The 22910-nt window shown below is 70.3% G+C and carries 22 protein-coding genes; 11 read left to right on the forward strand and 11 right to left on the reverse strand.

Annotated elements, in window-relative coordinates; genetic code table 11:
• Positions 1–145: 145 nt before the first annotated feature.
• The 6 genes from OG230_RS14785 to OG230_RS14810 all read left to right on the forward strand — a co-directional run bounded on the left by OG230_RS14785 (position 146) and on the right by OG230_RS14810 (position 6331).
• On the forward strand, positions 146–1801 hold the full coding sequence (locus tag OG230_RS14785; RefSeq protein WP_328910673.1) for a potassium/proton antiporter: 1656 nt from the start codon (positions 146–148) through the stop codon (positions 1799–1801).
• Between the two features lie 291 nt (positions 1802–2092).
• Positions 2093–3373: an MFS transporter gene (locus OG230_RS14790; RefSeq protein WP_328910674.1), complete on the forward strand. Its 1281-nt coding sequence runs from the start codon at positions 2093–2095 to the stop codon at positions 3371–3373.
• A 66-nt stretch (positions 3374–3439) separates the two neighbouring features.
• On the forward strand, positions 3440–3784 hold the full coding sequence (locus tag OG230_RS14795; RefSeq protein ID WP_328910675.1) for an FmdB family zinc ribbon protein: 345 nt from the start codon (positions 3440–3442) through the stop codon (positions 3782–3784).
• Positions 3785–3872: 88 nt separating this feature from the next.
• Entirely contained in the window at positions 3873–4793 is a 921-nt protein-coding gene (locus OG230_RS14800) for an S-methyl-5'-thioadenosine phosphorylase (protein WP_328910676.1), read from the forward strand.
• Between the two features lie 234 nt (positions 4794–5027).
• The gene (locus OG230_RS14805; protein ID WP_328910677.1) at positions 5028–5699 is read left to right on the forward strand and encodes an RcpC/CpaB family pilus assembly protein; all 672 of its coding nucleotides are present in this window, start codon (positions 5028–5030) and stop codon (positions 5697–5699) included.
• A gap of 113 nt (positions 5700–5812) precedes the next feature.
• Complete coding sequence (locus tag OG230_RS14810) at positions 5813–6331, forward strand: MscL family protein (RefSeq protein ID WP_328910678.1); 519 nt, start codon at positions 5813–5815, stop codon at positions 6329–6331.
• Between the two features lie 56 nt (positions 6332–6387).
• Here OG230_RS14810 and OG230_RS14815 read toward each other — a convergent pair whose 3' ends face one another.
• From OG230_RS14815 to OG230_RS14840, 6 genes are read right to left on the reverse strand one after another with little or no spacing between them, the layout of a single operon-like run.
• Positions 6388–6615 carry a hypothetical protein gene (locus OG230_RS14815; protein WP_328910679.1) on the reverse strand — a complete coding sequence of 76 codons (228 nt, stop codon included), beginning with the start codon at positions 6613–6615 and terminating at the stop codon, positions 6388–6390.
• Positions 6616–6636: 21 nt separating this feature from the next.
• Positions 6637–7041, reverse strand: a complete 405-nt coding sequence (locus OG230_RS14820) for a hypothetical protein (protein ID WP_328910680.1) — start codon at positions 7039–7041, stop codon at positions 6637–6639.
• Entirely contained in the window at positions 7038–7811 is a 774-nt protein-coding gene (locus OG230_RS14825; protein WP_328910681.1) for a Rieske (2Fe-2S) protein, read from the reverse strand. Before OG230_RS14825 ends, OG230_RS14820 begins: the two co-directional genes overlap by 4 nt.
• On the reverse strand, positions 7808–8410 hold the full coding sequence (locus OG230_RS14830) for a 4Fe-4S dicluster domain-containing protein (protein WP_328910682.1): 603 nt from the start codon (positions 8408–8410) through the stop codon (positions 7808–7810). Before OG230_RS14830 ends, OG230_RS14825 begins: the two co-directional genes overlap by 4 nt.
• A 7-nt stretch (positions 8411–8417) precedes the next feature.
• Positions 8418–10742, reverse strand: coding sequence for a molybdopterin oxidoreductase family protein (locus tag OG230_RS14835; RefSeq protein WP_328910683.1), 2325 nt, complete (start codon positions 10740–10742; stop codon positions 8418–8420).
• Positions 10739–11887: an MFS transporter gene (locus OG230_RS14840; RefSeq protein ID WP_328910684.1), complete on the reverse strand. Its 1149-nt coding sequence runs from the start codon at positions 11885–11887 to the stop codon at positions 10739–10741. The genes OG230_RS14835 and OG230_RS14840 overlap by 4 nt, the downstream gene beginning before the upstream one ends.
• A 291-nt stretch (positions 11888–12178) precedes the next feature.
• Between OG230_RS14840 and OG230_RS14845 the strand changes: the two genes are divergently transcribed.
• Positions 12179–12925: a DUF6227 family protein gene (locus tag OG230_RS14845; RefSeq protein WP_328910685.1), complete on the forward strand. Its 747-nt coding sequence runs from the start codon at positions 12179–12181 to the stop codon at positions 12923–12925.
• Positions 12926–13023: 98 nt separating this feature from the next.
• On the opposite strand, the gene OG230_RS14850 is transcribed toward OG230_RS14845, so the two are convergent.
• A complete protein-coding gene (locus OG230_RS14850) occupies positions 13024–14592 on the reverse strand; it encodes an MFS transporter (protein ID WP_328910686.1) in 1569 nt (522 codons plus the stop codon).
• Positions 14593–14653: 61 nt separating this feature from the next.
• Here OG230_RS14850 and OG230_RS14855 point away from each other — a divergent pair, with 61 nt between their 5' ends.
• The gene (locus OG230_RS14855) at positions 14654–15625 is read left to right on the forward strand and encodes a helix-turn-helix transcriptional regulator (RefSeq protein WP_328910687.1); all 972 of its coding nucleotides are present in this window, start codon (positions 14654–14656) and stop codon (positions 15623–15625) included.
• Positions 15626–15774: 149 nt separating this feature from the next.
• On the opposite strand, the gene OG230_RS14860 is transcribed toward OG230_RS14855, so the two are convergent.
• Positions 15775–16773: a sigma-70 family RNA polymerase sigma factor gene (locus OG230_RS14860; RefSeq protein ID WP_328910688.1), complete on the reverse strand. Its 999-nt coding sequence runs from the start codon at positions 16771–16773 to the stop codon at positions 15775–15777.
• A 147-nt stretch (positions 16774–16920) separates the two neighbouring features.
• On the opposite strand from OG230_RS14860, the gene OG230_RS14865 reads away from it, so the two are divergent.
• Complete coding sequence (locus tag OG230_RS14865) at positions 16921–17454, forward strand: GNAT family N-acetyltransferase (RefSeq protein WP_328910689.1); 534 nt, start codon at positions 16921–16923, stop codon at positions 17452–17454.
• Positions 17455–17493: 39 nt separating this feature from the next.
• On the opposite strand, the gene OG230_RS14870 is transcribed toward OG230_RS14865, so the two are convergent.
• A complete protein-coding gene (locus OG230_RS14870; RefSeq protein WP_328910690.1) occupies positions 17494–18276 on the reverse strand; it encodes a dioxygenase family protein in 783 nt (260 codons plus the stop codon).
• Positions 18277–18411: 135 nt separating this feature from the next.
• On the opposite strand from OG230_RS14870, the gene OG230_RS14875 reads away from it, so the two are divergent.
• The gene (locus tag OG230_RS14875) at positions 18412–18924 is read left to right on the forward strand and encodes a MarR family winged helix-turn-helix transcriptional regulator (RefSeq protein WP_328910691.1); all 513 of its coding nucleotides are present in this window, start codon (positions 18412–18414) and stop codon (positions 18922–18924) included.
• Positions 18925–19022: 98 nt separating this feature from the next.
• Here OG230_RS14875 and OG230_RS14880 read toward each other — a convergent pair whose 3' ends face one another.
• Both OG230_RS14880 and OG230_RS14885 read right to left on the reverse strand, forming a co-directional pair.
• Positions 19023–20546: an MFS transporter gene (locus tag OG230_RS14880; RefSeq protein ID WP_328910692.1), complete on the reverse strand. Its 1524-nt coding sequence runs from the start codon at positions 20544–20546 to the stop codon at positions 19023–19025.
• Positions 20547–20702: 156 nt separating this feature from the next.
• Complete coding sequence (locus OG230_RS14885) at positions 20703–21365, reverse strand: TetR/AcrR family transcriptional regulator (protein WP_328910693.1); 663 nt, start codon at positions 21363–21365, stop codon at positions 20703–20705.
• Between the two features lie 256 nt (positions 21366–21621).
• Here OG230_RS14885 and OG230_RS14890 point away from each other — a divergent pair, with 256 nt between their 5' ends.
• Positions 21622–22899: a M6 family metalloprotease domain-containing protein gene (locus tag OG230_RS14890; protein ID WP_328910694.1), complete on the forward strand. Its 1278-nt coding sequence runs from the start codon at positions 21622–21624 to the stop codon at positions 22897–22899.
• Positions 22900–22910: the final 11 nt, after the last annotated feature.

Consider the following 22910-nt stretch of genomic DNA (forward strand, 5'->3'; position numbering starts at 1 on the left):
AGAAAGCGTTAAAGATTAGGTAAGGTAACGAAGTACCGACCGCCGGCAACCGGTCCGGCAGGCGCACGCAGGGAAGGGACGGACACTGACAGTCCACACGCTCAACGAACTCCTGCTCGTCTGCTCACTCGTCCTGCTCGTCGCGGTGGCGGCGGTGCGCATCTCGTCACGCAGCGGGCTCCCCAGCCTGCTCCTGTACCTCGGCATCGGTGTCGCCATAGGGCAGGACGGCATCTTCGACGTCCAGTTCGACAACGCCGAACTGACGCAGGTGATCGGCTACGCCGCACTCGTCGTCATCCTCGCCGAGGGCGGTCTGGGCACGAAGTGGAAGGAAATCCGTCCCGCCCTTCCGGCAGCCGCGGTGCTGTCGACCGTCGGTGTGGGCATCAGCGTGGGTGTCACCGCGGCGGGGGCGCACTACCTCGTCGGCCTGGAGTGGCGGCAGGCGCTGATCATCGGTGCGGTCGTCTCGTCCACCGACGCCGCCGCCGTCTTCTCCGTCCTGCGCAAGGTGCCGCTGCCCTCTCGGATCACCGGTGTCCTGGAGGCCGAGTCCGGCTTCAACGACGCCCCCGTGGTGATCCTCGTGGTGGCGTTCTCCGCCGCCGGCCCCGTGGAGCACTGGTACGTACTGGTCGGCGAGATAGCCCTGGAGCTGGCGATCGGAGCGGCCATCGGCCTCGCGGTCGGCTGGCTCGGTTCCTTCGGACTCCGTCATGTGGCCCTGCCCGCGTCCGGTCTCTACCCGATCGCCGTGATGGCCATCGCGGTCTCGGCGTACGCGGCGGGCGCCCTGGCGCACGGCAGTGGATTCCTCGCCGTCTATCTGGCCGCGATGGTCCTCGGCAACTCCAAGCTGCCGCACTGGCCCGCGACCCGCGGCTTCGCCGACGGGCTCGGCTGGCTGGCCCAGATCGGCATGTTCGTACTGCTCGGCCTGCTGGTCACACCGCACGACCTGATCGACGACTTCTGGCCCGCGATGGTGGTGGGCCTGGTCCTCACGGTGGTGGCCCGGCCGCTCTCGGTCTTCGTCAGCCTGGCGCCGTTCCGGCTGCCGAAACGCGAGAAGTCCCTGATGTCCTGGGCGGGGCTGCGCGGCGCCGTGCCCATCGTCCTCGCGACCATTCCGATGGTCTCCGGGATCGAGGGAAGCACCAGGGTCTTCAACATCGTCTTCGTCCTCGTCGTGGTCTACACCCTGATCCAGGGACCGACCCTGCCCTGGCTCGCGCGCGCGCTGAAGATCTCGGACGATCCCTCCGAGGCCGCGGACCTCGGCATCGAGTCGGCGCCGCTGGAGCGGCTGCGCGGACACCTGCTGTCCGTCGCGATCCCGGCCGAGTCGAAGATGCACGGCGTGGAGGTCGGCGAGCTGCGGCTGCCCGCCGGGGCCGCGGTCACCCTCGTGGTCCGGGAGGGCGCGAGCTTCGTGCCGGCACCGTCCACCGTGCTGCGCCGCCGCGACGAACTTCTGGTAGTGGCGACCGATCCGGTGCGCGACGCGGCCGAGGCGCGACTCCGGGCGGTCGGCGAGGGCGGCAAGCTGGCCGGCTGGCTGGGCTCCGGCGACGACTCCGGGAGGGGCGGTGGCAGCCCCAGGGCCGGTTCCCGTTCCAGGGCCCGCGGCGGACCGGTGCGGTCCGGGAGGCCGGCCGGACCGGGGCGCTCCCGCGGATCGACCCGGGCCGGCGGCACGAAGGTGCCCCCGCTGTCGAAGCTGGCGAAGAAGATCGCCAAGGGCCTCGGATCCGTAGCGGGCGACACGTCGGACGACTCCACGAAGGCGCACCACTGATCACAGGTCCAGCAGCGGCACCTGTGCGCAATCACAGGCGCACAGGTGCCGCTGCCTGTAGCATGAAGGAAATCTGATCGACCAACCTGATCGACCACCTCTGCCTGATGCAGAGCTGGCGCGACCGTATGGCGGTCGTGGCGTCCCTTCGCCTCTGTAGCGAGCCGCCCGGCATCTACCGCAGTTCCGCGCGAAGAGGACAGCTCTCGGCAGCTCCCGCACGAGCCGCGCACGATGCGCGGCGGACGTGCCGCAGGAGCCAAGCCACCAGGCGGCAGAAAGGCATGGACCGTGGCGTCCACGGTCTCCGACCGCCCCGGTTACGGGCAGCTGCTGCGCACCCCTGGTGCGTGGACCTTCCTCCTCCCGGGCTTCGCCGCACGGCAGCCCTTCGCGATGCTGACCATCGGCATCGTCCTCCTTGTTCAGCACACCACCGGTTCGTACGGCAGCGCGGGCGCCGTGGCGGCCGTCTCCGGCGTCTCCATGGCGCTGTTCGCACCGCAGGGCGGCAAGCTCGCCGACCGCTTCGGCCAGCGCGCCGTACTGCTGCCCGGTGTCGTGGTGCACGCAGCGTCCGTGGGGGCGCTGACGGCACTCGCGCTGGCCGACGCGCCCCTGTGGGCACTGTTCGCCGCGGCCGTGCCCACCGGTGCCTCCATCCCGCAGGTCGGGCCGATGGTCCGGGCCCGCTGGGCCGCCGTCCTGGGGGCCGCGCCCGGCCGCCCCGCCTCCCCGCTGATGGCCACGGCCGCGGCCTTCGAGTCGGTCACGGACGAGTTCACGTTCGTCGTCGGGCCGGTGCTCGCCACCGCGCTCTGCACCGGCGTGCACCCGGCGGCCGGCCTGGTCACGGAAGCCGCGCTGACCCTGGTCGGCGGCCTGCTCTTCGCGGCCCAGCGCTCCACCCAGCCCGCCCCGCGCGGCGCCGCCACCGCCGCGGCCCCGCACCGGTCCGCGCTCTCCGTACCCGGCGTCCGGGTGCTCGCCATCACCTTCCTCGGGATCGGCGCGGTCTTCGGCGGAATGCAGGTCTCGCTGACGGCGTTCTCCGAGGAGATCGGCCGTCCCGGAATGAACGGTCTGCTGTACGGGATCTTCGCCGCCGGCAACATGCTGGCCGGAATCGCGTGCGGCGCCATCGCCTGGAAGAGCAGCCCCAGGCGTCGGCTGATCGTCGGCTACGTGGCCCTGACGCTGACCGCGTCCGGGCTGTGGGCCGTGCACTCCGTGCCGCTGCTCGCCGGGCTCGGTCTGCTCGTCGGGCTGTCCATCGCACCGGCGCTGATCAGCGGATACACGCTGGTCGACGCGCTGGTTCCGGCCTCGGCACGGACCGAGGCGTTCACCTGGCTGACGGGCGCGGTCGCGCTCGGCCAGGCGGCAGCGGTGACCGTGGCCGGACAGCTCGCCGACCGCCACGGCGCGAGCACCGGATTCGTGGTGCCGCTGGTGGGGACCGTACTGGCGCTGGCAACGCTGCTGGCGCTGCGTTCACGGCTCACCCCGAAAGCCGCCGGACGTCTGGTGGCACGTGGTGTCGGTCACCGCGAGCCGGTCACGGTGGACTGATCGAGCGGAATACGTCAGTATGGAGCGTCGTTAGCACTCATTGAGTGAGAGTGCCAGGAGGAGCAAGTGCCGACCTATCAGTACCAGTGCACCGAATGCGGCGAGGGCCTCGAGGCGGTGCAGAAGTTCACCGATGATGCCCTGACCGTGTGCCCGAACTGCGAGGGACGCCTGAAGAAGGTGTTCTCGGCGGTCGGCATCGTCTTCAAGGGTTCCGGTTTCTACCGGAACGACAGCCGTGGCTCGTCGTCGAGCAGCACGCCGGCTTCGTCGCCCTCGAAGGCATCCGATTCCGCTTCGTCCTCGACGAGTTCGGACTCGAAGTCGACGGCGTCTTCGTCGTCCTCTTCCTCGTCGTCCGCGTCGGCTTCGTCCGCACCGGCTTCGTCGAGTGGTACGTCGGCGGCCTGAGCCCTCGTACGGACATACTTCAACGAGACCCCGCCGATCATTGGATCGGCGGGGTCCTCGTGTTGCGCGCAGGGCCTAGTGTGACCACATGGTTAACGCAGAAGCGGGTGCAGAAGCAGGGGCAGGGAACGCGCAGGACGCGTTGTCGGGCGGGGCTTCGCCGGGTGGCGCTTCGTCGGGTGGCGCGGACATCGGTGTGATCGGCGGTTCGGGGCTGTACTCCTTCATGGAGGACGTCACCGAGGTCCGTGTGGACACTCCGTACGGGCCGCCCAGCGACTCGGTCTTCCTGGGCGAGGTCGCCGGACGCCGTGTCGCGTTCCTGCCCCGCCACGGACGCGGCCATCACCTGCCGCCGCACCGCATCAACTACCGGGCCAACCTGTGGGCCCTCCGCTCGGTCGGGGTGCGCCAGGTGCTCGGCCCGTGCGCGGTCGGCGGACTGCGGCCCGAGTACGGGCCGGGGACGCTGCTCGTGCCGGACCAGCTGGTGGAGCGCACCAAGGCCCGCGCGCAGACGTACTACGACGGTGAGGTGCGGGCCGACGGCGTGCAGCCGAATGTCGCGCACCTCGGCTTCGCCGATCCGTACTGCCCCCACGGCCGCAAGGCCGCCCTCGCCGCGGCACGCGGGCGCGACTGGGACGCCGTGGACGGCGGCACGCTGGTCGTCGTCGAGGGACCGCGCTTCTCGACCCGGGCGGAGTCGCGCTTCCACGCGGCGATGGGCTGGTCGGTGGTCGGGATGACCGGGCACCCGGAAGCCGTGCTCGCCCGCGAACTGGCGCTCTGCTACACGACGCTGACGCTGGTGACGGACCTGGACGCGGGCGCCGAGGCCGGCGAGGGCGTCTCGCACGGTGACGTGCTGAAGGTGTTCGCCGCCAATGTGGACCGGCTGCGGTCGGTGCTGTTCGACGCGGTGGCCGCGCTGCCGGAGACGGCGGACCGCGACTGTGCCTGCGCGCACGCGCTGGACGGGATCGACACGGGGATCGAGCTGCCGTAGGACGAGGGCCGGGACACTCCTTCGGGAGGGGTCCGGCCGCTTCCCCCGTGCCCCGTGGGGCGCGTGTGGGTGTCGGAGATTTCCACAGGCTGTGCGCTGTCCACAGGGCCCAGCGGGATCTTCTCGGACGGTGGATCGTGAGGGGAGTTCGGCGGGGCGGCCCGCCGGGCTCCCTTCGTTGTTCTTCCCTCCGGATGTCCCGCGCGGACGTCCCTCGCGGCAGGTGGTGCAGCCATGTCCCCGTCCACACCCGATGTACGAACGCCAGGGCTTCCGGCGTCCGACGCACGGCCCCATGCACGGCACCCGTGGTCTCCGGTCTCGGCCCCCGCGCCGTGCGGGGTGCCTCCGTTCGCACCGCTGCGGGTGCGCGGAGGCGCCGCGCACCGGCTGCGGCGGGCGATGCGGAGACAGCGCCGCGCGATGGCGGCGGGGCTCGCGCTGACGGCTGCGGCGCTGGCCGCGTCGGGCCTGGCCGCTTCGGGGCCGGGCACGACGGATCGGGCCGCCGCGGGTCCGGCGGCTTCGGGGCGGGGCGGCGGGGCGGGGCCGGCTGCCGGGACCGGGGCTGCGGAGGAGGCGGCGCGGGCCGTGCACCTGGTGTCGGCGCCGGTCCGGATCGCGGATGCGGCGACGGTCCGGCTGCTGCGGCCCGGCGACCGCGTCGATGTGATCGTCGCGGACGACGCGGACTCCGATGCGCGCGTGGTGGCGAAAGGGGTGCGGGTGGCAGCCGTGCCGCGCGGCCCGGCGGAGGACGGACCGGGGTCCGCGCACCTGGCCGGCGGACCGGACCCGTCGGCCGGCGCGCTCGTCGTGCTCTCGGTGGAGCGTGAGACCGCCACGGCCCTGGCCGGTGCCGGGGTGTCGGGACGACTGGCCGTGGCGGTGACCCATGGGCACTGACGTTCCATCACGTCACCTGTTGGAAGAGATGAATTGGACAGTGCCGCATTCCGGCGCCTTAGGTTGCGGAGCGGTTTGCTCCCCTTACGGCACCTATGAAGGACATCTCCGTCGTGAACGAGAAGAATGTCAGTCTCTTCGAAGGCTTCAAAGCCTTTCTGACGCGCGGCAATGTCATCGATCTGGCGGTTGCCGTCGTCATCGGCGCGGCGTTCACCCATGTGGTGAACGCGGTCGTCACGGGCCTCATCAACCCCCTGGTCGGCGCGTTCGGCTCTCAGGGCCTGGAGGACTACACGTTCTGCCTGAAGGGCCCCTGCACCACGAATCCGGAGGCGGGCGAGACGGAGGGCATCGAGATCCTGTGGGGGTCGGTGCTCAGCGCGACGCTGAGTTTCCTGATCACGGCCGCCGTCGTCTACTTCCTCGTGGTCATGCCGATGGCGAAGTACCTCGCACGGAGGGCGGCCAGGCAGGCCGCCAAGGACGGCGTGCAGGAGACCCTGGAGATCAGCGAGCTGGAGGTGCTGAAGGAGATCCGGGACGCGCTCCTCGCGCAGCGCGGCAGCGGCTACGGCGGGGCGTCGGGCGGTACGGGCGACACGGCCCCCGGCAGGGGTACCGACGCGTAGTACGGCGGCCGGCGCCCCCCGCTGCGAAGGAACGGGGAAGGGTGCGGCGGCGGGGCTCAGATGTGGTGGGGAGGCTTCTCGTCGAGGAAGCGCGCCAGATCCGCGGCGCTGCCGCCGCTCGGAGTCCGCTCACCCCACCCCCGGTCCGTGTCGTCCGAGGACTGCTGGTCCAACGGATCGTCGAAGACGAGAGCCGGCTTCGGCTGGGACGCCTGCGACGGCGGCTGCTCCTGCGGCTGCTGCGGCTTCGAATCTCGCGGTCCGTGGGCGGGGGCGGTGCTCATGCCTCCAGGATACGGCGGTGGTCAACGGTCCTTCGGGTCGAGCAGCCACAGCCCGAGCACCACGAGGAACGAGAGGCAGAGAAAGCCGGCACCCCACCACGCGGTACCGGTGTTGCCCTCCATCCACTCGTCGACGACGACCGTCAGGCCCCAGAGCTGGCCGATGACCACGGTCATGGCGAGGGCGAGGCGGGCGGTCAGCTTCGCCGAGCGCTCGGGTTCCTGGTCGGTCCCGGCGCCCGGTCCGGGGCCGGTGCGACGGATGCGGGAGTCGCCGTAACCGCTGGTGGGGCGGATCTGCGGATACCGCTCGTGGACGGGCCGGTTCAGCTCCGGACGGGCGCTGCCCGGGTGGTATTCCGGGTACCGCGACCCCTGCGGTGGTTGTGGGCTCTGTGGGTCGGGGGGCTGGTGGGGTTCGGTCATGTCGTCCGCCTGCCAGAGGTGTCGGCTTCGGTGGCGTTCGTACGGGGCGGCGCGGCGTTCCGGGTGCCGGGTCCGGTCCGGGCGCCGGATCCGGTCCGGGCGCCGGGTCCGGACGGCGCGGCCTTCTGTGGCGCCTCGGCGCCGCCGCCGGTGCCCGGACAGCCGATACGGGTGGCGAGGCCGGGGTCCTCCTTGCCGATCTGGCGGCACAGACCGTCCTCGATACTTTCGCCGGAGCGGGTCGTGGCGATGGCCCACACGCTTCCGTCGGACCGCTCGGTGAGCACCACCTTGGGCAGTCCGCGCGGCGGCGGACCGGCGGTGACCTCTCCGGTCCTGGCGTCGAAGACGCCTTCGTGGCAGGGGCAGTACAGCTCGCCCTCGGTACCCCGGTCCTTGCGCCAGAGCACGGCGCAGGCGAGATGGGTGCAGATCGCGGAGTAGCCGACGAGCGTGCCGTCGTCGAGCCGTACGGCGACCGCCCGGTCCTCGTCCCCCGGATAGCGGAAGGCGACGGACTCGCCGGGCAGGAGCTGCCGGGTCACCTGCTTCGCGCCGGGCGTCTTGCCGTCGGCCTCGTCACCGTGGCGGTGCAGGATGCCTCCGGCCACTCCGAGCCCGCCGATCGCGAGGCCGCCGGACACGGTGGTGACGATCCGCAGGTAGTCGCGCCGGGTGGTGAGGGAGTCGGCGGCGATCCTGTCGTGCAGGGCGTCCCGCTCGTCCCCGGTGCCCCGGTCGCCTCCGGGCTGCTGGTCGGTGACGCTCATCGGCGGACGTCCTTACCGTTGATCTCGACGACGGGAAGCCCGCCGGGCACGGGCCACTGGACCTTCTCCGCGGGGACCACCATGGCCACTCCGGTGCGGACCTCGGTCTCGCCGAAGACGAAGGTGTCGGCGACCTGCACACCGGGACGCTCCGCCCGGAGCTCCTCGATCGTTCCGTAGAAGAGCGCTCCCGTCGGGCAGACGGTGGCGCACATGGGGGCGAGGCCGTAGGCGGTGCGGTCGTAGCAGAGGTTGCACTTCATCTGCAGCTTCGCCTGGAGGTCGATCTTCGGGACGCCGAAGGGGCAGGCGTTGACGCAGTTGGCGCAGCCGATGCAGCGGGTGGTGTCGGCCTGCTGCACCACCCCGTCCGCGGTGATCAGGATCGCGTCGGCCGGACAGACCTCGGCACAGGGGGCCACCGGGTCCTCGCAGTGCATGCAGACCGTGGGAAGGGAGGCGACCGACTGGCCCTCGTCGGTGTAGTCCAGGTGGATCATCGATTTGCCGCGGTGCGAGTCGCACTCTCGGCAGGCGGAGACACACGCCTGGCAGCCGATGCAGCGCCCGGGGTCGATGAAGATCGTCCTGCCCATCATGCGGTCCTCAGCTCCTCTCCGAAGTGCCACGGCCCTGGGGGGCCGTGGGCGGCAACGGATCTGTACGGGAGACCTGGGTCTCCGGGTAGGCCACGTGTCCGGGGGCGACCGGCGGTGCGGGGACCTCGTCGATCGCGGCGGCGTGCTCGATGCGGCAGGCGCAGACCTTGTACTCGGGGATCTTGGAGCGGGGGTCCAGGGCATCGATGGTGAGCGCGTTGGCCGCGGTGGGGACGGGCCAGTGGTAGGGGATGAAGACGGTGTCGGGGCGGATCGCCTCGGTGACCAGGGCGGGGAAGACCTCGCTGCCGCGCCGGGTGACGACGCGGACGGGTTCGCCATTGCGGAAGCCGTGGGAGGGGTGGATCTCCGCCCAGGGGCGCGGGGTCTGTTCGACGAGGGCGCCCAGACGACGGGTCTGGTTGCCGGAGAGGAAGTGGGCGACGGTGCGGCCGGTGGTCAGCGACATGGGGTGTTCGTCGTCGTACGGGTCCATCGGCACGTGCCATTCGACGGCCTGCATATGGATCTTGCCGTCGGGGTGGTAGGTCTTCCCGTCCTCGAAGAGCCGGGGGGTGCCCGGGTGGTCGGTGGAGGGGCAGGGCCACACGATGCCGCCGGTCTCCTCCAGCCGTTCGTAGGTGATGCCGTAGTAGTCGTTGACCGTTCCCGCGGAGGCGATCCGGAGTTCGTCGAAGACCTCGCGGGAGTCGGCGAACGCGAACTTGTCGCCGGCGCCGAGGCGCCGGGCGAGCTCGCACATCACCCAGGTGTCGGTCCGTACACCGGGCGGCGGGTCCTGGGCCTTGTTGTGCTTGACCACGCGGGCCTCGGCATTGGCCATCACCCCTTCGTCCTCGGCCCAGGTGGTGACGGGGAAGACGACATGCGCGTTGGCAGCGGTCTCGGAGAGGAAGAAATCGAATTGGGCATGGAATTCCGTGGCGTCGTACCCCTCCTTGACCACCTGGTAGTTGGGGAGGGAGACGAAGGGGTTGTTGCAGATGCCGATCAGTCCGCGGATCTCGCGGCGCTGCATCTGCCAGACCATTTCCATCATCGAGGTGCCCGCGGGCGGGAGTTCGGCCTCCTCGATGCCCCAGATCTCGCAGATCTGGCGGCGGTGCTCCTCGTTCATGATCGAGCGACCGCCGGGCAGGAGGTCGGATTTCTGGCCGTGTTCCCGGCCGCCCTGCCCGTTGCCCTGGCCGGTGATGGTGCCGTAGCCGGCGCCCGGCTTGCCGATGTGGCCGGTGGCCGCGCAGAGGTTGATCACGGAGAGGCAGTTCTCGACGCCCTGCGAGTGGTGCTCGATGCCCCGGGCGTGCCAGGCCATGGCCTTGGGGGCGCGGGCGAAGGTGCGGGCGACCTGGACGATCTGTTCGGCGGGGATGCCGCAGATCTCGGCGGCGCGGGCGGGCGGGTACTCCGCGGCCTTGGCGCGGACCTCGTCCCAGCCGGTCGTGTGGGCGGCGAGGTACGCGGTGTCGGTGAGGCCCTCCTCGACGACCACGTGGAGCACGGAGTTGAAGAAGGCCGAGTCGGTACCGGGCTTGAGCGCGACGTGGATGTCGGCGGTGCGGGCGATCGCGGTCTCGCGGGGATCGACGACGATCAGGGAGGCACCCCGGTCCCTGGCTCCCCAGACGTATTGCGTCATCACGGGGAAGCACTCGCCGAGGTTGGACCCCGCGATCAGCAGGCAGTCGGTGAGCAGGATGTCGGAGAAGGGGTTGCCCGCCCGGTCGATGCCGAACGCCAGCTTGTTGGCGCCCGCGGCGCTCACCATGCAGAGGCGGCCGTTGTAGTCGACGTGCCGGGACTTGAGCGCGACCCGGGCGAACTTGCCGACCAGATACGTCTTCTCGGAGAAGAGACTGGCGCCGCCGAGGAGTCCGAAGGCGTCGTTGCCGTGGGCCAGCTGGATGCGCTTGATCTCGGAGACCGTGAAGTCGAGCGCCTCGTCCCAGGAGACCTCCTGGAAGTCCTCGTCACGGGAGCGGCGCATGAGCGGGGCGGTGAGCCGGTCGGGGTGGTTGACCTGCTGGTAGGCGTTGATGCCCTTGGGGCACAGGCGCATCCGGTTGATGTCGTGGTTGCGGGGTTCGACGCCGAAGACCTTGCCACCGCGGTCGACGCGCAGATACATCCCGCACTGGACCCCGCAGAAACAGCAGTGCGTGGGGACGAGCGTCTCGCCGTTCTGGTCGGCGTGCCACTGGTCGGCCGGAATGCCGCCCGCGTCGCGGAAGCCGCGAGTGCCCGGGGGCGCGAGGGAGGGGTCGAGGGGGATGACGGTACGACGGTCGGCAGCGGGTGTATCCGCGGTCACTTGAAGCCCTTCTTGACCTGGGAGAGATAGGCGCTGCCGCGCAGCACCCGCTTGCAGCGCGGGCAGTACTCGGCCCACTCGTCGAAGTCGAGGCGGAGGTCGCGCATGGTGCCGCGCAGGTTCTCGACGTACGGGGCGGTGTCGATGGGTTCCGCACAGCGGCGGCACACGAAGACCTGGTCGTCCTTGCGCCCGGTGTACTTGAACAGCTGCATGCCGACGGCGGCCGGGCGCTGCACGATGTGGAAGAACTTGCCGAACGGGATGTAGATGAGGGTGAAGACCACCGACACCATGTGGAGGATCGCCAGGAACTGGTAGCCGCCGCCGTGCAGGAAGATCGAGGAGAAGGTGAGCAGCAGGCCGGTGACGGAGATGACGATGAGGGCGATCAGCGGCACCAGGTCGTAGGCGAAGCGCTGACCGGTGGTGGCACCGCGGTCCTTCATCCGGCGCCAGAGGAAGTAGGAGGCACCGGGGATGACGAGCACGGCGGCGATGTCCAGGCCGTGGAACATCAGCCAGCCCAGGATGTTCAGCGAGTCGAAGCCGAGGACCTTGAAGCCCCAGATGCGCATCTCGTAGCCGGGGCCCGAGCCGCTGCCCGAGGTGAAGGTGAACCAGCCCCAGGTCAGCGGGAAGGTGATCAGGGCGGCCAGGATGCAGCCCCAGAAGATCAGCTGGTGGGCCGCCCACCGGGCGTGCGACCTGGCTCCGAGGAACTTCTGGAAGCCCAGGTAGGTGGCGATCATCTTCGGCAGGGCGGTGGGGGCCTTACGAAAGTTGTCCACGGAGAAGAGGCTGCGCAGGCCCTGGGTGAAGAGGCGCCGGGCGCCGGGCGCGGAGATCCAGACCGTGTAGCGGTAGGCGACGCCGAAGGCGAGGAAGACGGTGGCCACGGCGTACGGGAGGAGAGCCGAGTCGAAGTTCCGCAGCATGCGGCTGCCGAACACGATCGCGATGATCAGGAGGACGGAGACGGCGATACCGGCTGCGGTGGCCCGCGCGGTGACGGAGCGGAGGTTGCCTGCTGCCCCGGAGCGTTCCGGGCCGGGGGCGGGCGGCCCGACGTCGACCGCACCGGGAGACCCGGTACGTGTGCCTGGGGCCGGCGGCTCGGCTGAAGCTTCTGGTGGCTCGGTCACCCCGACACCGTATGACCGCATGGAGTCGTTAGTCCTGTTTTGGGCGCCCCCGGGTGAGCGCGTCGCCCGGGCAACCCACGCCCGCCGCACGCCCCACAGGCGCCCGGAAGGAGCCGCCGCGTGGGCCCGACTCGCCCTCACGGCAAGGAAGTTCACCCGAAGTATCCGAAAAGCACCGGGAACTTTCTGCGTGTGCCCTACGTTTTCCCGATCCCCGGTCACGATGTCAGACCCAGGGACTACGTTAAGCACGCATCAAGTAACACGCGGCGACGGCCTGGAGACAGCACCTTGAGCGATCCGTACGAGACAACCGAGCAGCACCTCGAGCGACTCCTGCGACGGGCCCTCAACTCTTTCGACCTGCCCGACAGCACGGTCGATCAACTCGGGAGCGCGCTGGCGCACAGCAGCGCGCTGCACTCCTCCCACCACAGTTCGGTGCTGCACCGCGAGACCTACCGGCACACCTACCTCCTCCCCGACGGCTCCGCGCTCACGCTCTGGGAGCTGGTGCACAGCGGCGGCCGGGACCTGACGGCCCCCCGCTGCCACGAGCTGTACGACGACGAGACGGACGCGCGCGTCGCGGCGATGCGACTGGCCGGCAGCTTCTCCGACGCCCCGGCCTTCGGCGACGAGAGCCCCAACGGCGACCTGGAGGTCCTCACGGTCCTGATGGCCGCTCCCCCGGTCCCGCTCCCCCGGATGTACGCCCCGGACAACTCGGCGGATCACGCGCGCCGGGTCCTGCGCCGCGCGGAGAACGGCGACCGCCCGGGCGAGGAGACCGCGCGACTGCTGCGGGCCGCCTTCGCCCACCACATCACCCAGATCTTCGGACGCCAGTGCCGCGTCGACGGGCGGGACGCCGGCTTCACGCTCTACGAGCACGCGTTCCTGCTCCTGGACGGCAGCGAGACCTGTCTGTGGGAGGTCGAGCACACGGCCACGCCCGACGGCCGCCACATGTGCGAGGTGTACGGGGACGAGCCCAGCGCACGCCAGGCCATGGAGAGCCGCACCCGCACCTGCTGACGCGCCCGCCGTGACGCGCGAGGGCCCGTGCACCTCCACCGGAGGTGCACGGGCCCTCGCGTCATGACGTGCGACGCGGTCGGATCACCTGGCGCGGCTCAGTGCGCGAGCGCGGGCTCCTTGGCGATGCCGCCGTCCGGCGCCGCTCCCGCTTCGTCGCCCTCGTCGGCCGAGCCGTCCACATGGGCCTTCGGCCTGGCGGGCAGGGCGAACATGACCAGGAAGATCACGGCGAGCACCCCGGCCACCCACCACAGCGACTGCTGGAACGCCTCGGCGAACGCCGGCCCCACCGCCCGCGGCGCGTCGTCGATCACCCCGAAGAAGACCACCGAGACGAGTCCGAGCCCCAGCGCCGTACCCATCTGCTGGACCGTGTTGATCAGCCCGGACGCCGATCCGGAGTGCTCCTTGGGCACCTCGGAGAGCACCGCGTCGGTCAGGGGCGCCACGATCAGGCCCATTCCCGCACCCATGACGACCAGCGGCAGAGCCATCTGCCACGGCGCGATGTCCATGCCGTAGCGCTCGGCCTCCCAGATGTAGAGCAGCAGTCCGGCGATCATCAGCACGGCGCCCGTCTGGAGGACCTTGCGGCCGAACCGGGGCACCAGCTTCTGCACGGAGATTCCGGCGGCGACCGAGACGGCGATCGAGAACGGGATGCCCGTCGTGCCGGCCCGCAGCTCGGACCAGCCCAGGCCCATCTGCATGTAGAGGGTCCAGACGAGGAAGAAGATGCCGAGGGCGATGCCGAAGGTCAGCTGCACGGCGATGCCCGCGGCGAAGCTCCTGACCCGGAACAGCGACAGCTCGACGAGCGGCGAACCGTCCCTGGCCGCCTTCCGCCGCTCGTAGGCGATCAGCGCAAGGAAAACGAGCAGGCTGCCCGCCATCGACACATGGCCCCACACCGGCCAGCCCAGCTCGTGTCCCCGGGTCAGCGGGAAGATCAGCATCAGCAGGCCGAGCGTCACCAGGACCACCCCGACCAGGTCCAGGCGGAGCGCCTTGGGTGCCTTCGACTCGCTGATGAACTTGGTGCCCAGGATCAGACCCGCGATACCGACCGGCAGGTTGATCAGGAAGATCGGGCGCCACTCGAGACCGAAGAGGTTCCAGCCGGTGAGCAGCGCGCCCAGGAGCGGCCCGGAGACGGCGCCGAGCCCCACGATCGCGCCGAAGAGGCCGAAGACCTTCCCGCGCTCGTGCGCCGGGAAGGTGGCGTGCACGATCGACAGCACCTGCGGGACCATCATCGCCGCCATGCCGCCCTGGAGGATGCGGGAGGCGACCAGCATCTCCGGGCCGGCCGCGAATCCGCAGAGGGCCGAGGAGAGCGTGAAGCCCCCGATACCGATGAGGAAGAGCCGCTTGCGGCCGTAGATGTCGCCGAGCCGGCCACCCGTGATCAGCCCGGCCGCGAAGGCGAGGGCGTATCCCGCGGTGATCCACTGGATCGAGCTGAACGAGGCGTCGGTGTCCCGCATGATGCTCGGGATGGCGATGTTGACGATCGTGACGTCGACCAGGTCCATGAAGGCCGCGGTCATCACAATGGCGAGCGCGTACCAGCGGCGCCGGTCGGCCGGGGCCGCCGGAGCCGTCGAGCCCTCGGTCGCCGTGCGGGCGGCCGTCGTGGACGGCAGCGATTCGGAAGAAGTCATGGGAAGAAGCTAGAGGTCCATTAGGACAGTTCGTGTCCTGATGGACGGGCATCCTGAAGGCATGACCGACACTCCGGCACGACTGCTGAATCTGCTGTCGCTCCTCCAGACACCGCGCGAGTGGCCGGGCACCGAGCTGGCCGGCCGGCTCGACGTCAGCCCGCGCACCATCCGCCGCGACATCGACCGGCTCCGGGACCTCGGCTATCCGGTCGAGGCGACGCGCGGCTCGGTCGGCGGCTACCGCCTGGTCGCGGGCACGGCCATGCCGCCCCTGCTGCTCGACGACGAGGAGGCGGTGGCCATCGCGGTGGGGCTGCGGGCGGGGGCCGGGCACGCGATCGAGGGCGTCGACGAGGCGTCCGTACGGGCCCTGGCCAAGCTGGAGCAGGTACTGCCCTCGCGGCTGCGTCACCGGGTCTCGTCCCTGCAGAACGCCACGCTTCCGCTCACCCGGGGCGACGGCGCCACGATCGATCCGCGCACACTGACGGTGATGGCCTCGACGGTCACCGGGCGGGAGCGGCTGCGGTTCGCGTACCGCGCGGGGGACGGCGCCGAGACGAAGCGGCTGGTCGAACCGGTCCGGCTGGTGAGCACGGGGCACCGCTGGTATCTCGTCGCGTACGACCTGGAGCGCGAGGACTGGCGTACGTTCCGGGTGGACCGGGTCAGCGAGCCGGTGGCGACCGGGGCCCGCTTCACCCCGCGCGAGCTGCCCGGGGAGGACGGGGACGCCGCCCGGTTCTTCGCCCGGTCGATGTCCCGGATGCAGCCGGAACTGCGGATCGACGTCAGCTTCCGGGCCCCGGCGGACTTCGTCGCGGCGCGGCTGCCCTCGGCGCTGGGCGCACCGGAGCCGACCGGCGAGGGCAGTTGCCGGCTGCGGGCGGTCTCGTCGGACTCCCTGGAGTGGGTGGCGCTGAGGCTCGCACTCGTCGACTGCGAGTTCACGGCGCACGAGCCGCCGCAGCTGGTGGAGTACCTGAGCGGCCTGGGTGCCCGTCTGACCCGGGCGTCCTCGACGACCTGAACGGGCTCCCGCCTCCCGAGGAACCCGAGGAACCCGAGGAAAAGGGCCGGGACATGAATGAGCCCCGGCGCCGGGGGGGGGTGGGCGCCGGGACTCAGCTCATGGTGCCGGTGCGAACCGGCTTGATTGTGAGGTTACGGGTTATTGGCTCACGCCGCAGCGTCAAAGCCCGTGTCGTGAGCCATTCGCTTCAATTCGAGCAGCGCGTGCTTCTCGATCTGGCGGATTCGCTCCCTGGTGAGCCCGTGCTGCTTGCCGACCTCGGTGAGGGTCCGCTCGCGCCCGTCCTCGATGCCGTACCTCATACGGATGATCGACGCGGTCCTGTTGTCGAGCTTGCCGATGAGGTCTTCCAGCTCCTCGCTGCGCAGCAGCGTCATCACCGACGTCTCGGGCGAGACGGCGGAGGTGTCCTCCAGGAGGTCACCGAACTGCGTGTCGCCCTCGTCGTCCACGGACATGTTGAGACTGACCGGGTCACGGGCCCAGTCCAGCACGTTCCCCACACGCTCCGTGTTCGAGTCCAGCTCGGCGGCGATCTCCGCGTGCTCCGGGTCGCGCCCGTGCTCACGGTTGAACTCGCGCTGCACCCGTCGGATACGGCCGAGCTCCTCCACCAGGTGGACGGGGAGCCGGATCGTGCGGGACTGGTCGGCTATGGAGCGCGTGATGGCCTGGCGGATCCACCACGTCGCATACGTGGAGAACTTGAATCCCTTGGCGTAGTCGAACTTCTCGACCGCGCGCACCAGTCCGGCGTTGCCCTCCTGGATCAGGTCGAGCAGGGGCAGACCCGCTCGCGGGTAGCGTCGGGCCACGGCGACGACCAGCCGGAGGTTCGACCGGATGAATACGTCCTTCGCGCGTTCGCCTTCGGCGACGAGCGCCTCCAGTTCCTCACGCTTCGCTCCGCCGGCTTCGCTCTCCACCTCTCCGTCGAGGATCTGCTGGGCGTAGACGCCCGCCTCGATGGTCTGCGACAGCTCGACTTCCTTGGCGGCGTCGAGCAGTGGCGTACGAGCGATTTCCTCCAGGTACATGCCGACCAGGTCGCGATCGGCGATTTCCCCGCCCACGGCGCGAACACTGCTTGCCCGGCTTGTCCCACCGGTGGCGGACGAACGACGGGCGACGGCACGGGTTGCCATGCGTGCTCCCTTGCTGAGTAGGTCGCGACACCCTTTCGGGTGCCCTGCATCCGATGGAAACAACGACTGGAATCCGGACAGAATTCCCCTGGGCCGCATTCACTTTCGCGATCATGCAGTACCCTGTCGGCCCAAGCGGGAGGACACATGGTGCAGATACCCACAGAAGTGCAGGTCAGGCCGGGCGTGGAGGGGGATGTGGTGGCGCTCACCGACATCTACAACCATTACGTCCGTGAGACCGCCCTCACATTCGACACGGACCCCTTCACTCCCGCGCAGCGCCTCCCCTGGTTGCGCTCCCACCCTGAAGACGGTCCCCACCGCCTCCTGGTTGCCCAGGAGGCCGGGGGCACACCCGGAATCCTGGGATACGCGACCAGCAGCCCGTACCGGCCCAAGGCCGCGTACAGCACCTCCGTCGAGGTGAGCGTCTACTGCGCACCGGACACGAGGGGCCGCGGACTGGGCACCTTGTTGTACAAGGCCCTGTTCGAGGCGCTGGCCGACGAGGACGTCCACCGCGCCTACGCGGCCATCGCCCAGCCGAACGAGGCCTCCGTCCGGCTGCACGACGCGTTCGGCTTCCGCCACATCGGCACGTACGCGGAGGTGGGCCGGAAGTTCGGCCGCTACTGGGACGTCGCCTGGTACGAGAAGCCACTGGGCCGGGAGTCCTGAGCCCCGCCGGGCCACTGCGCCCCCGGCCCCGTCAAGCGCTCAGCCGAACTGCACCGAGCGCTTGGCCAGCCCCATCCAGAAGCCGTCGATGACGCTCCGCTCCCGGTCGAGTTCGCCCTCCGCGGCGCCCATCGTCACGAACAGGGGCGCGAAGTGCTCCGTGCGCGGGTGGGCCAGCCGGCCCGCCGGGGACTTGCGCTCGAAGTCCAGCAGCGCGTCGACGTCCTGCGCCCGGAGCGCCCGGTGGCCCCAGTCGTCGAACTCCGCCGACCACCCGGGCGTGCCGCCGCCCGGATGCCGCAGGGCGGCCAGGTTGTGGGTGAAGAAGCCGCTCCCGACGATCAGCACCCCCTCGTCCCGCAGCGGGGCGAGCTTGCGCCCGATGTCCATGAGCTTCTGCGGGTCGAGGGTGGGCATGGAAATCTGGAGTACGGGGATGTCGGCGCCCGGGAACATCTCCACGAGCGGCACGTACGCGCCGTGGTCGAGGCCGCGGTCCGGGATGTCCTGGACCGGCGTACCGGCTCCGCGCAGGAGCTTGCGGACGCTCTCCGCGAGCTTCGGGGCGCCCGGGGCCGCGTACCGCACCTGGTAGTAGTGCTCGGGGAAGCCCCAGAAGTCGTAGACCAGCGGCACGGCCTCGGTGGCGCCGAGGGCGAGCGGAGCCTCCTCCCAGTGGGCGGAGACCATCAGGATCGCGGTGGGGCGCGGCAGCTCGGCGGACCAGGCGGCCAGCTGGCCGGGCCAGACGGGGTCGTCGGCGAGCGGAGGGGCCCCGTGGGAGAGGTAGAGGGCGGGCATGCGCTCCGCGGTGACAGTCATGGCACTCCCGTTCCACTGATGATCGAGGCACGTTGGACGAGCGAGGCACACCCTCATCCATTCATTGAAACTTAAAGTTCCAATATCCAGAGACCTTAGCCCTATCTAGTTCAACTTTCAAGGAAAGGTCGTAGAGTGGACTCCATGACCACCGCACCCACCGGCGGGCCGCGCTGGCTCACCGACGAAGAGCAGAGCGTCTGGCGCGCCTACCTCCACGCCACCACGCTCCTGGAGGATCACCTCGACCGCCAGTTGCAGCGCGATGCCGGAATGCCGCACATCTACTACGGCCTGCTGGTCCAGCTCTCCCAGGCGCCGCGACGGCAGAAGCGGATGACCGAGCTGGCCAAGGACGCCAAGATCACCCGGTCCCGGCTCTCGCACGCGATCGCCCGGCTGGAGAAGAACGGCTGGGTGCGGCGCGAGGACTGTCCGTCCGACAAGCGCGGCCAGAACGCCGTGCTCACCGACGACGGCTACGCGATGCTGCGGCGTTCCGCGCCGGGCCACGTCACCGCCGTGCGCCAGGCGATGTTCGACCGGCTCACACCCGAGCAGGTGCGCGGGCTCGGCGAGATCATGCAGGTCATGGCCGCCGGCCTGGAACCGGAGGGCACGGACGCGGACCTGCCCTGGCTCCGCTGAGCGGGACGCACCCCCGCACCCCGCACACACGTCCGCCCCGGCTCCGTCGAACGGAGCCGGGGCGGATGTCGCGGATCACGACGGGCGCGCCGCCCTTGTCAGTGCGCGACGACCGGGATCTTGATGTCGTCCTGGGCCCCGTCGGCGGACCCGGCGACCGAGCCGTCCGTTCCGGTACCCGGGCGTCCGGTGTTGATCAGCCACACCGCGATCGCCGAGGCGGCGACGAGAATGCCGACCGCCCACCAGATCGCGCTGGTGAAGCCGGCGACCATGGCCTGGAACTGCAGCAGCTTCGGGTCCGTGCTGCCCGCGGCGTGGTCGGCGAAGTACGCCGTGGTGGCGCCCGCCGCGATGGTGTTCAGCAGCGCGGTGCCGATGGCGCCGCCGACCTGCTGCGAGGTGTTGACCATCGCCGAGGCCACACCCGCGTCACGCGGCTCGATGCCGTGCGTGGCCAGGGACATCGCCGGCATGAACGCCGTACCCATACCCAGGCCGAGGAGCAGCTGGCCGAAGAGGATGATGCCCGCGTAGCTGGAGTCGGTCTCCAGCTGGGTGAGCAGCAGCATGCCGAGCGCGGCGACCAGGAAGCCGGGGCCCATCAGCAGGCGCGGCGGCACCCGGGTCATGAGGCGGGCACCGATCTGGGTGGACCCGGTGATCATGCCCACGATCATCGGCATGAACGCGAAGCCGGTCTTGACCGGTGAGTAGCCCTTGACGATCTGAAGGTAGTACGTCAGGAACAGGAAGAGCCCGAACATCGCGATGACGGCGAGACCCAGCGAGAGGTAGACCCCGCCGCGGTTGCGGTCGGCCAGGACGCGCAGGGGCAGCAGCGGCGACTTCACCAGCCACTCGGTGACGATGAAGGCGACGAGCAGCACGGCGGACGCCGTGAACATGCCGATGGTCAGCGTGTCCGTCCAGCCGGACGACTCGGCGCGGGTGAAGCCGTACACCAGCGCGACGAGGCCCAGCGTGGACAGGATGACGCCGGGGATGTCGAGCGGCGAGCGGTTGCGGCTGCCGGCCGGCTCACGGATGACGAAGTAGGCGCCCGCGGCGGCGACGATGGCGAAGGGGATGTTGACGAAGAACGTCCAGCGCCAGTTCAGGTACTCGGTGAGGAAGCCGCCCAGGATCAGGCCGACCGCGCCACCGCCACCGGCGATCGCACCGTAGATACCGAACGCCTTGGCGCGTTCCTTGGCATCGGTGAACATCACGGCGAGGAGCGAGAGCGCGGCCGGTGCGAGCAGTGCGCCGAAGACACCCTGCAGCGCGCGGGAGCCGAACATCATCGCTTCGCCCTGCGCGGCGCCGCCGAGGGCGGAGGCCGCGGCGAAGCCGAGCAGGCCGATCACGAAGACGCGCTTGCGGCCCCAGAGGTCGGCGAGGCGTCCGCCGAACAGGAGCAGCCCGCCGAAGGCGAGCGCGTACGCGGTGATGACCCACTGCCTGTTGCCCTCGGAGATACCCAGATCGGTCTGGGCCGACGGCAGCGCGATGTTCACGATCGTCGCGTCGAGCACGACCATCAGCTGGGCGAGGGCGATGAAGGCCAGTGCTTTCCAGCGACTGGGATCGGGGAGCCGTACGTCGGCTGTTTTTGACATGGGAGTAGCCACCTAAGGGCGCGTCGGGGCGCGAGAGTCGTGATGTCGGTGAAAACGGGCGTGCGGTATCGGGGCCGGGCCCTGCGTCGGGGACCGATCCGGGAGTCGGGGTGTGCGGCGGTTTACACCGGCTGGTTCATGAGGTCGTCGCGGGTGTCAGCGCCCGCGCCGCAGGTCCTCCAGGGTCGCCGCCGATCCGGGCAGCACGGAACGGGCCGGAGTCTCCAGTCCGTCCAGGAACAGCTGCAGATGACGGTGGGTGAACCGGTCGATGTCCAGGCAGGCGATGCCGGGCAGCGGCCGGGTGAGCTGGGAGAGGGCGACCAGTACGTCACCGACGGCGATGTCGGTACGCAGGCGCCCCGCGGACATGGCGCGCTCCACGAGTCCTTCGACGGCCTCTTCGAGGCGGCGGCGCTCGGCGAGCAGTTCGGGGTGGTTCTTGTCGAAGCTGCCGGAGAGCATCGGGCACAGGGCACCGATCCGCTCGTCGGCCGCGGCGTGCACGAAGCGGCTGAGCGCGGCGAACGGGTCGGATTCCGCCGCGACGGCCTCTTCGGCCCGGTCCGTGGTGCGGGAGGTGACCGAGAGGACGACCTCGTGCGTGAGGGCGTCCCGGTCGGGGAAGTTCCGGTAGAGCGTGGCGTTGCCGACGCCCGCCCGGCGCGCGACCTCGTCGAGGGGCACGTCCGGCCCGAACTCGACGAACATCTCGCGGGCGGCCGTGACGATCCGCTCCCGGTTGCGCAGCGCGTCGGCCCGCGGACGGGACGCACGGCGCTGCGCGGCGCAGGTGTCGGTTTCGGCAACGGTCTTCACGACGGCGGCCCTTCCCTTTCGGTGTGTGGCGCCCCCCAGACTAAGCGGGGACTGCTTCCCCGGTTAGCGGGGACACAGATGCAAACGGGGAGAGAGTCCCCGGTATTTCGCCATCCATTGTGACCTGAGTCACATTAGAAAGGGCAGAAACCTCCGATCGGCGCACTCAACGAGCGTGCCCGGACCACCCGGCACAGGCTGATCGCCAGAGCGCAGTCAGGGTCGGCCGACTGCCGCGGACCCCGAAGGCGCCTCTATGCAGCAGCCCCGCCACCGGATACGCAGACACCGCCGCCCGGTCGCACTCGCCGGAGCGACAGCCCTGGTCATCGCGGCCATGGCCACGGCCAGCACCACTCTTCCCGCGCCCAGCCGCGCCTCGGCGGGGCCGTCCGCCGCGGCCGAGGACTCCCCTCTCGGCCTGTGCCGGATATCCGCGGCCATGGGCGTACAGATGTCGGAGGGCATGCCGACCGCCCCCGGCTACTCACGCTCCACGGGCCGCGTCAGGGCCCTCAACCTCATGATCGATTTCTCGGACGCCCCGGGCTCGGGTTCGGCGAAGGCCCGGCTCGCGGAATTCTTCCCGCAGACCTCCGCATGGTTCCGCACCAGCTCCTACGGGCGGCTCACCTACGTGCCAGAGGCGCCGGTGAAGGACTGGCTGCGGATGCCGCTGCCGTTCTCCGAGTACGGGATCGAGCGCGGCTCGCCCTACGAGCCGGGCTACCGCGACCTCGTGAAGGACCTCGTGGCGGCGGCCGACCCCAAGGTCGACTTCTCCGCGTACGACCTGGTCAACGTGCTGGTCACCCCGAACGCCGGCCCCTCGGCCCTGGACACCGTGCTGTCGGTGACCTTCTCCGCCAACGAGGACGCCCCGTACGCGGACGGCGTGCCGCTCGCCAACACCTCGTTCGTCTACAGCCGCCAGGACGACGGATCCGGCTCGTACGCCGAGACCGGCTACCGCGTCCTGCCGCACGAGAACGGCCACGTCTTCGGCCTGCCCGACCTCTACACCATGGAGGGCGGGGGCTCCGTCGGGCACTGGGACATCATGTCCGAGGACTGGGGGGCCAACAACGACTTCCTCGGCTGGCACAAGTGGAAGCTCGGCTGGCTCGACAACGACCAGATCGACTGTGCCTCCCGGCCCGGCACGAGCGAACACACCCTCGGCCCGCTGGCCACCGCGGGCGGCACCAAACTGGCCTTCATACCCCTGAGCGCCGAGTCCGGCTACGCGATCGAGGTACGGACGGCGGCCGGCAACGACGCGGCGGTCTGCCGGCCCGGCGTGCTGATCTACAAGGTCAGCTCCGACGTGGACACCGGGCAGGGGCCGGTGTCCGTCGCCGACAGCACCCAGGACAGCGGAGGCTGCACCCGGCGGGCCAACGTGCACGCCGAGCTCTCCGACGCGCCGTTCCGGCCGGGTGAGACGTTCACCGACCGGACCAACGACATCCGCATATCCGTGCTCTCCAAGGACGCCGACGGCAACTACCAGGTGCGGATCACCCGCACCTGAGACCGCTGCCG

This window comes from Streptomyces sp. NBC_00234 (assembly GCF_036195325.1).
In the GTDB taxonomy this organism is placed as follows: domain Bacteria; phylum Actinomycetota; class Actinomycetes; order Streptomycetales; family Streptomycetaceae; genus Streptomyces.

Excerpts from the sequence above, each read along its gene's own strand:
- OG230_RS14800 (WP_328910676.1), top strand. The coding sequence starts at position 3,873 with ATGGTTAACGCAGAAGCGGGTGCAGAAGCAGGGGCAGGGAACGCGCAG.
- OG230_RS14805 (WP_328910677.1), top strand. The coding sequence starts at position 5,028 with ATGTCCCCGTCCACACCCGATGTACGAACGCCAGGGCTTCCGGCGTCC.
- OG230_RS14815 (WP_328910679.1), bottom strand. The coding sequence starts at position 6,615 with ATGAGCACCGCCCCCGCCCACGGACCGCGAGATTCGAAGCCGCAGCAG.
- OG230_RS14820 (WP_328910680.1), bottom strand. The coding sequence starts at position 7,041 with ATGACCGAACCCCACCAGCCCCCCGACCCACAGAGCCCACAACCACCG.
- OG230_RS14825 (WP_328910681.1), bottom strand. The coding sequence starts at position 7,811 with ATGAGCGTCACCGACCAGCAGCCCGGAGGCGACCGGGGCACCGGGGAC.
- OG230_RS14830 (WP_328910682.1), bottom strand. The coding sequence starts at position 8,410 with ATGATGGGCAGGACGATCTTCATCGACCCCGGGCGCTGCATCGGCTGC.
- OG230_RS14850 (WP_328910686.1), bottom strand. The coding sequence starts at position 14,592 with ATGACTTCTTCCGAATCGCTGCCGTCCACGACGGCCGCCCGCACGGCG.
- OG230_RS14855 (WP_328910687.1), top strand. The coding sequence starts at position 14,654 with ATGACCGACACTCCGGCACGACTGCTGAATCTGCTGTCGCTCCTCCAG.
- OG230_RS14860 (WP_328910688.1), bottom strand. The coding sequence starts at position 16,773 with ATGGCAACCCGTGCCGTCGCCCGTCGTTCGTCCGCCACCGGTGGGACA.
- OG230_RS14865 (WP_328910689.1), top strand. The coding sequence starts at position 16,921 with ATGGTGCAGATACCCACAGAAGTGCAGGTCAGGCCGGGCGTGGAGGGG.
- OG230_RS14870 (WP_328910690.1), bottom strand. The coding sequence starts at position 18,276 with ATGACTGTCACCGCGGAGCGCATGCCCGCCCTCTACCTCTCCCACGGG.
- OG230_RS14880 (WP_328910692.1), bottom strand. The coding sequence starts at position 20,546 with ATGTCAAAAACAGCCGACGTACGGCTCCCCGATCCCAGTCGCTGGAAA.
- OG230_RS14890 (WP_328910694.1), top strand. The coding sequence starts at position 21,622 with ATGCAGCAGCCCCGCCACCGGATACGCAGACACCGCCGCCCGGTCGCA.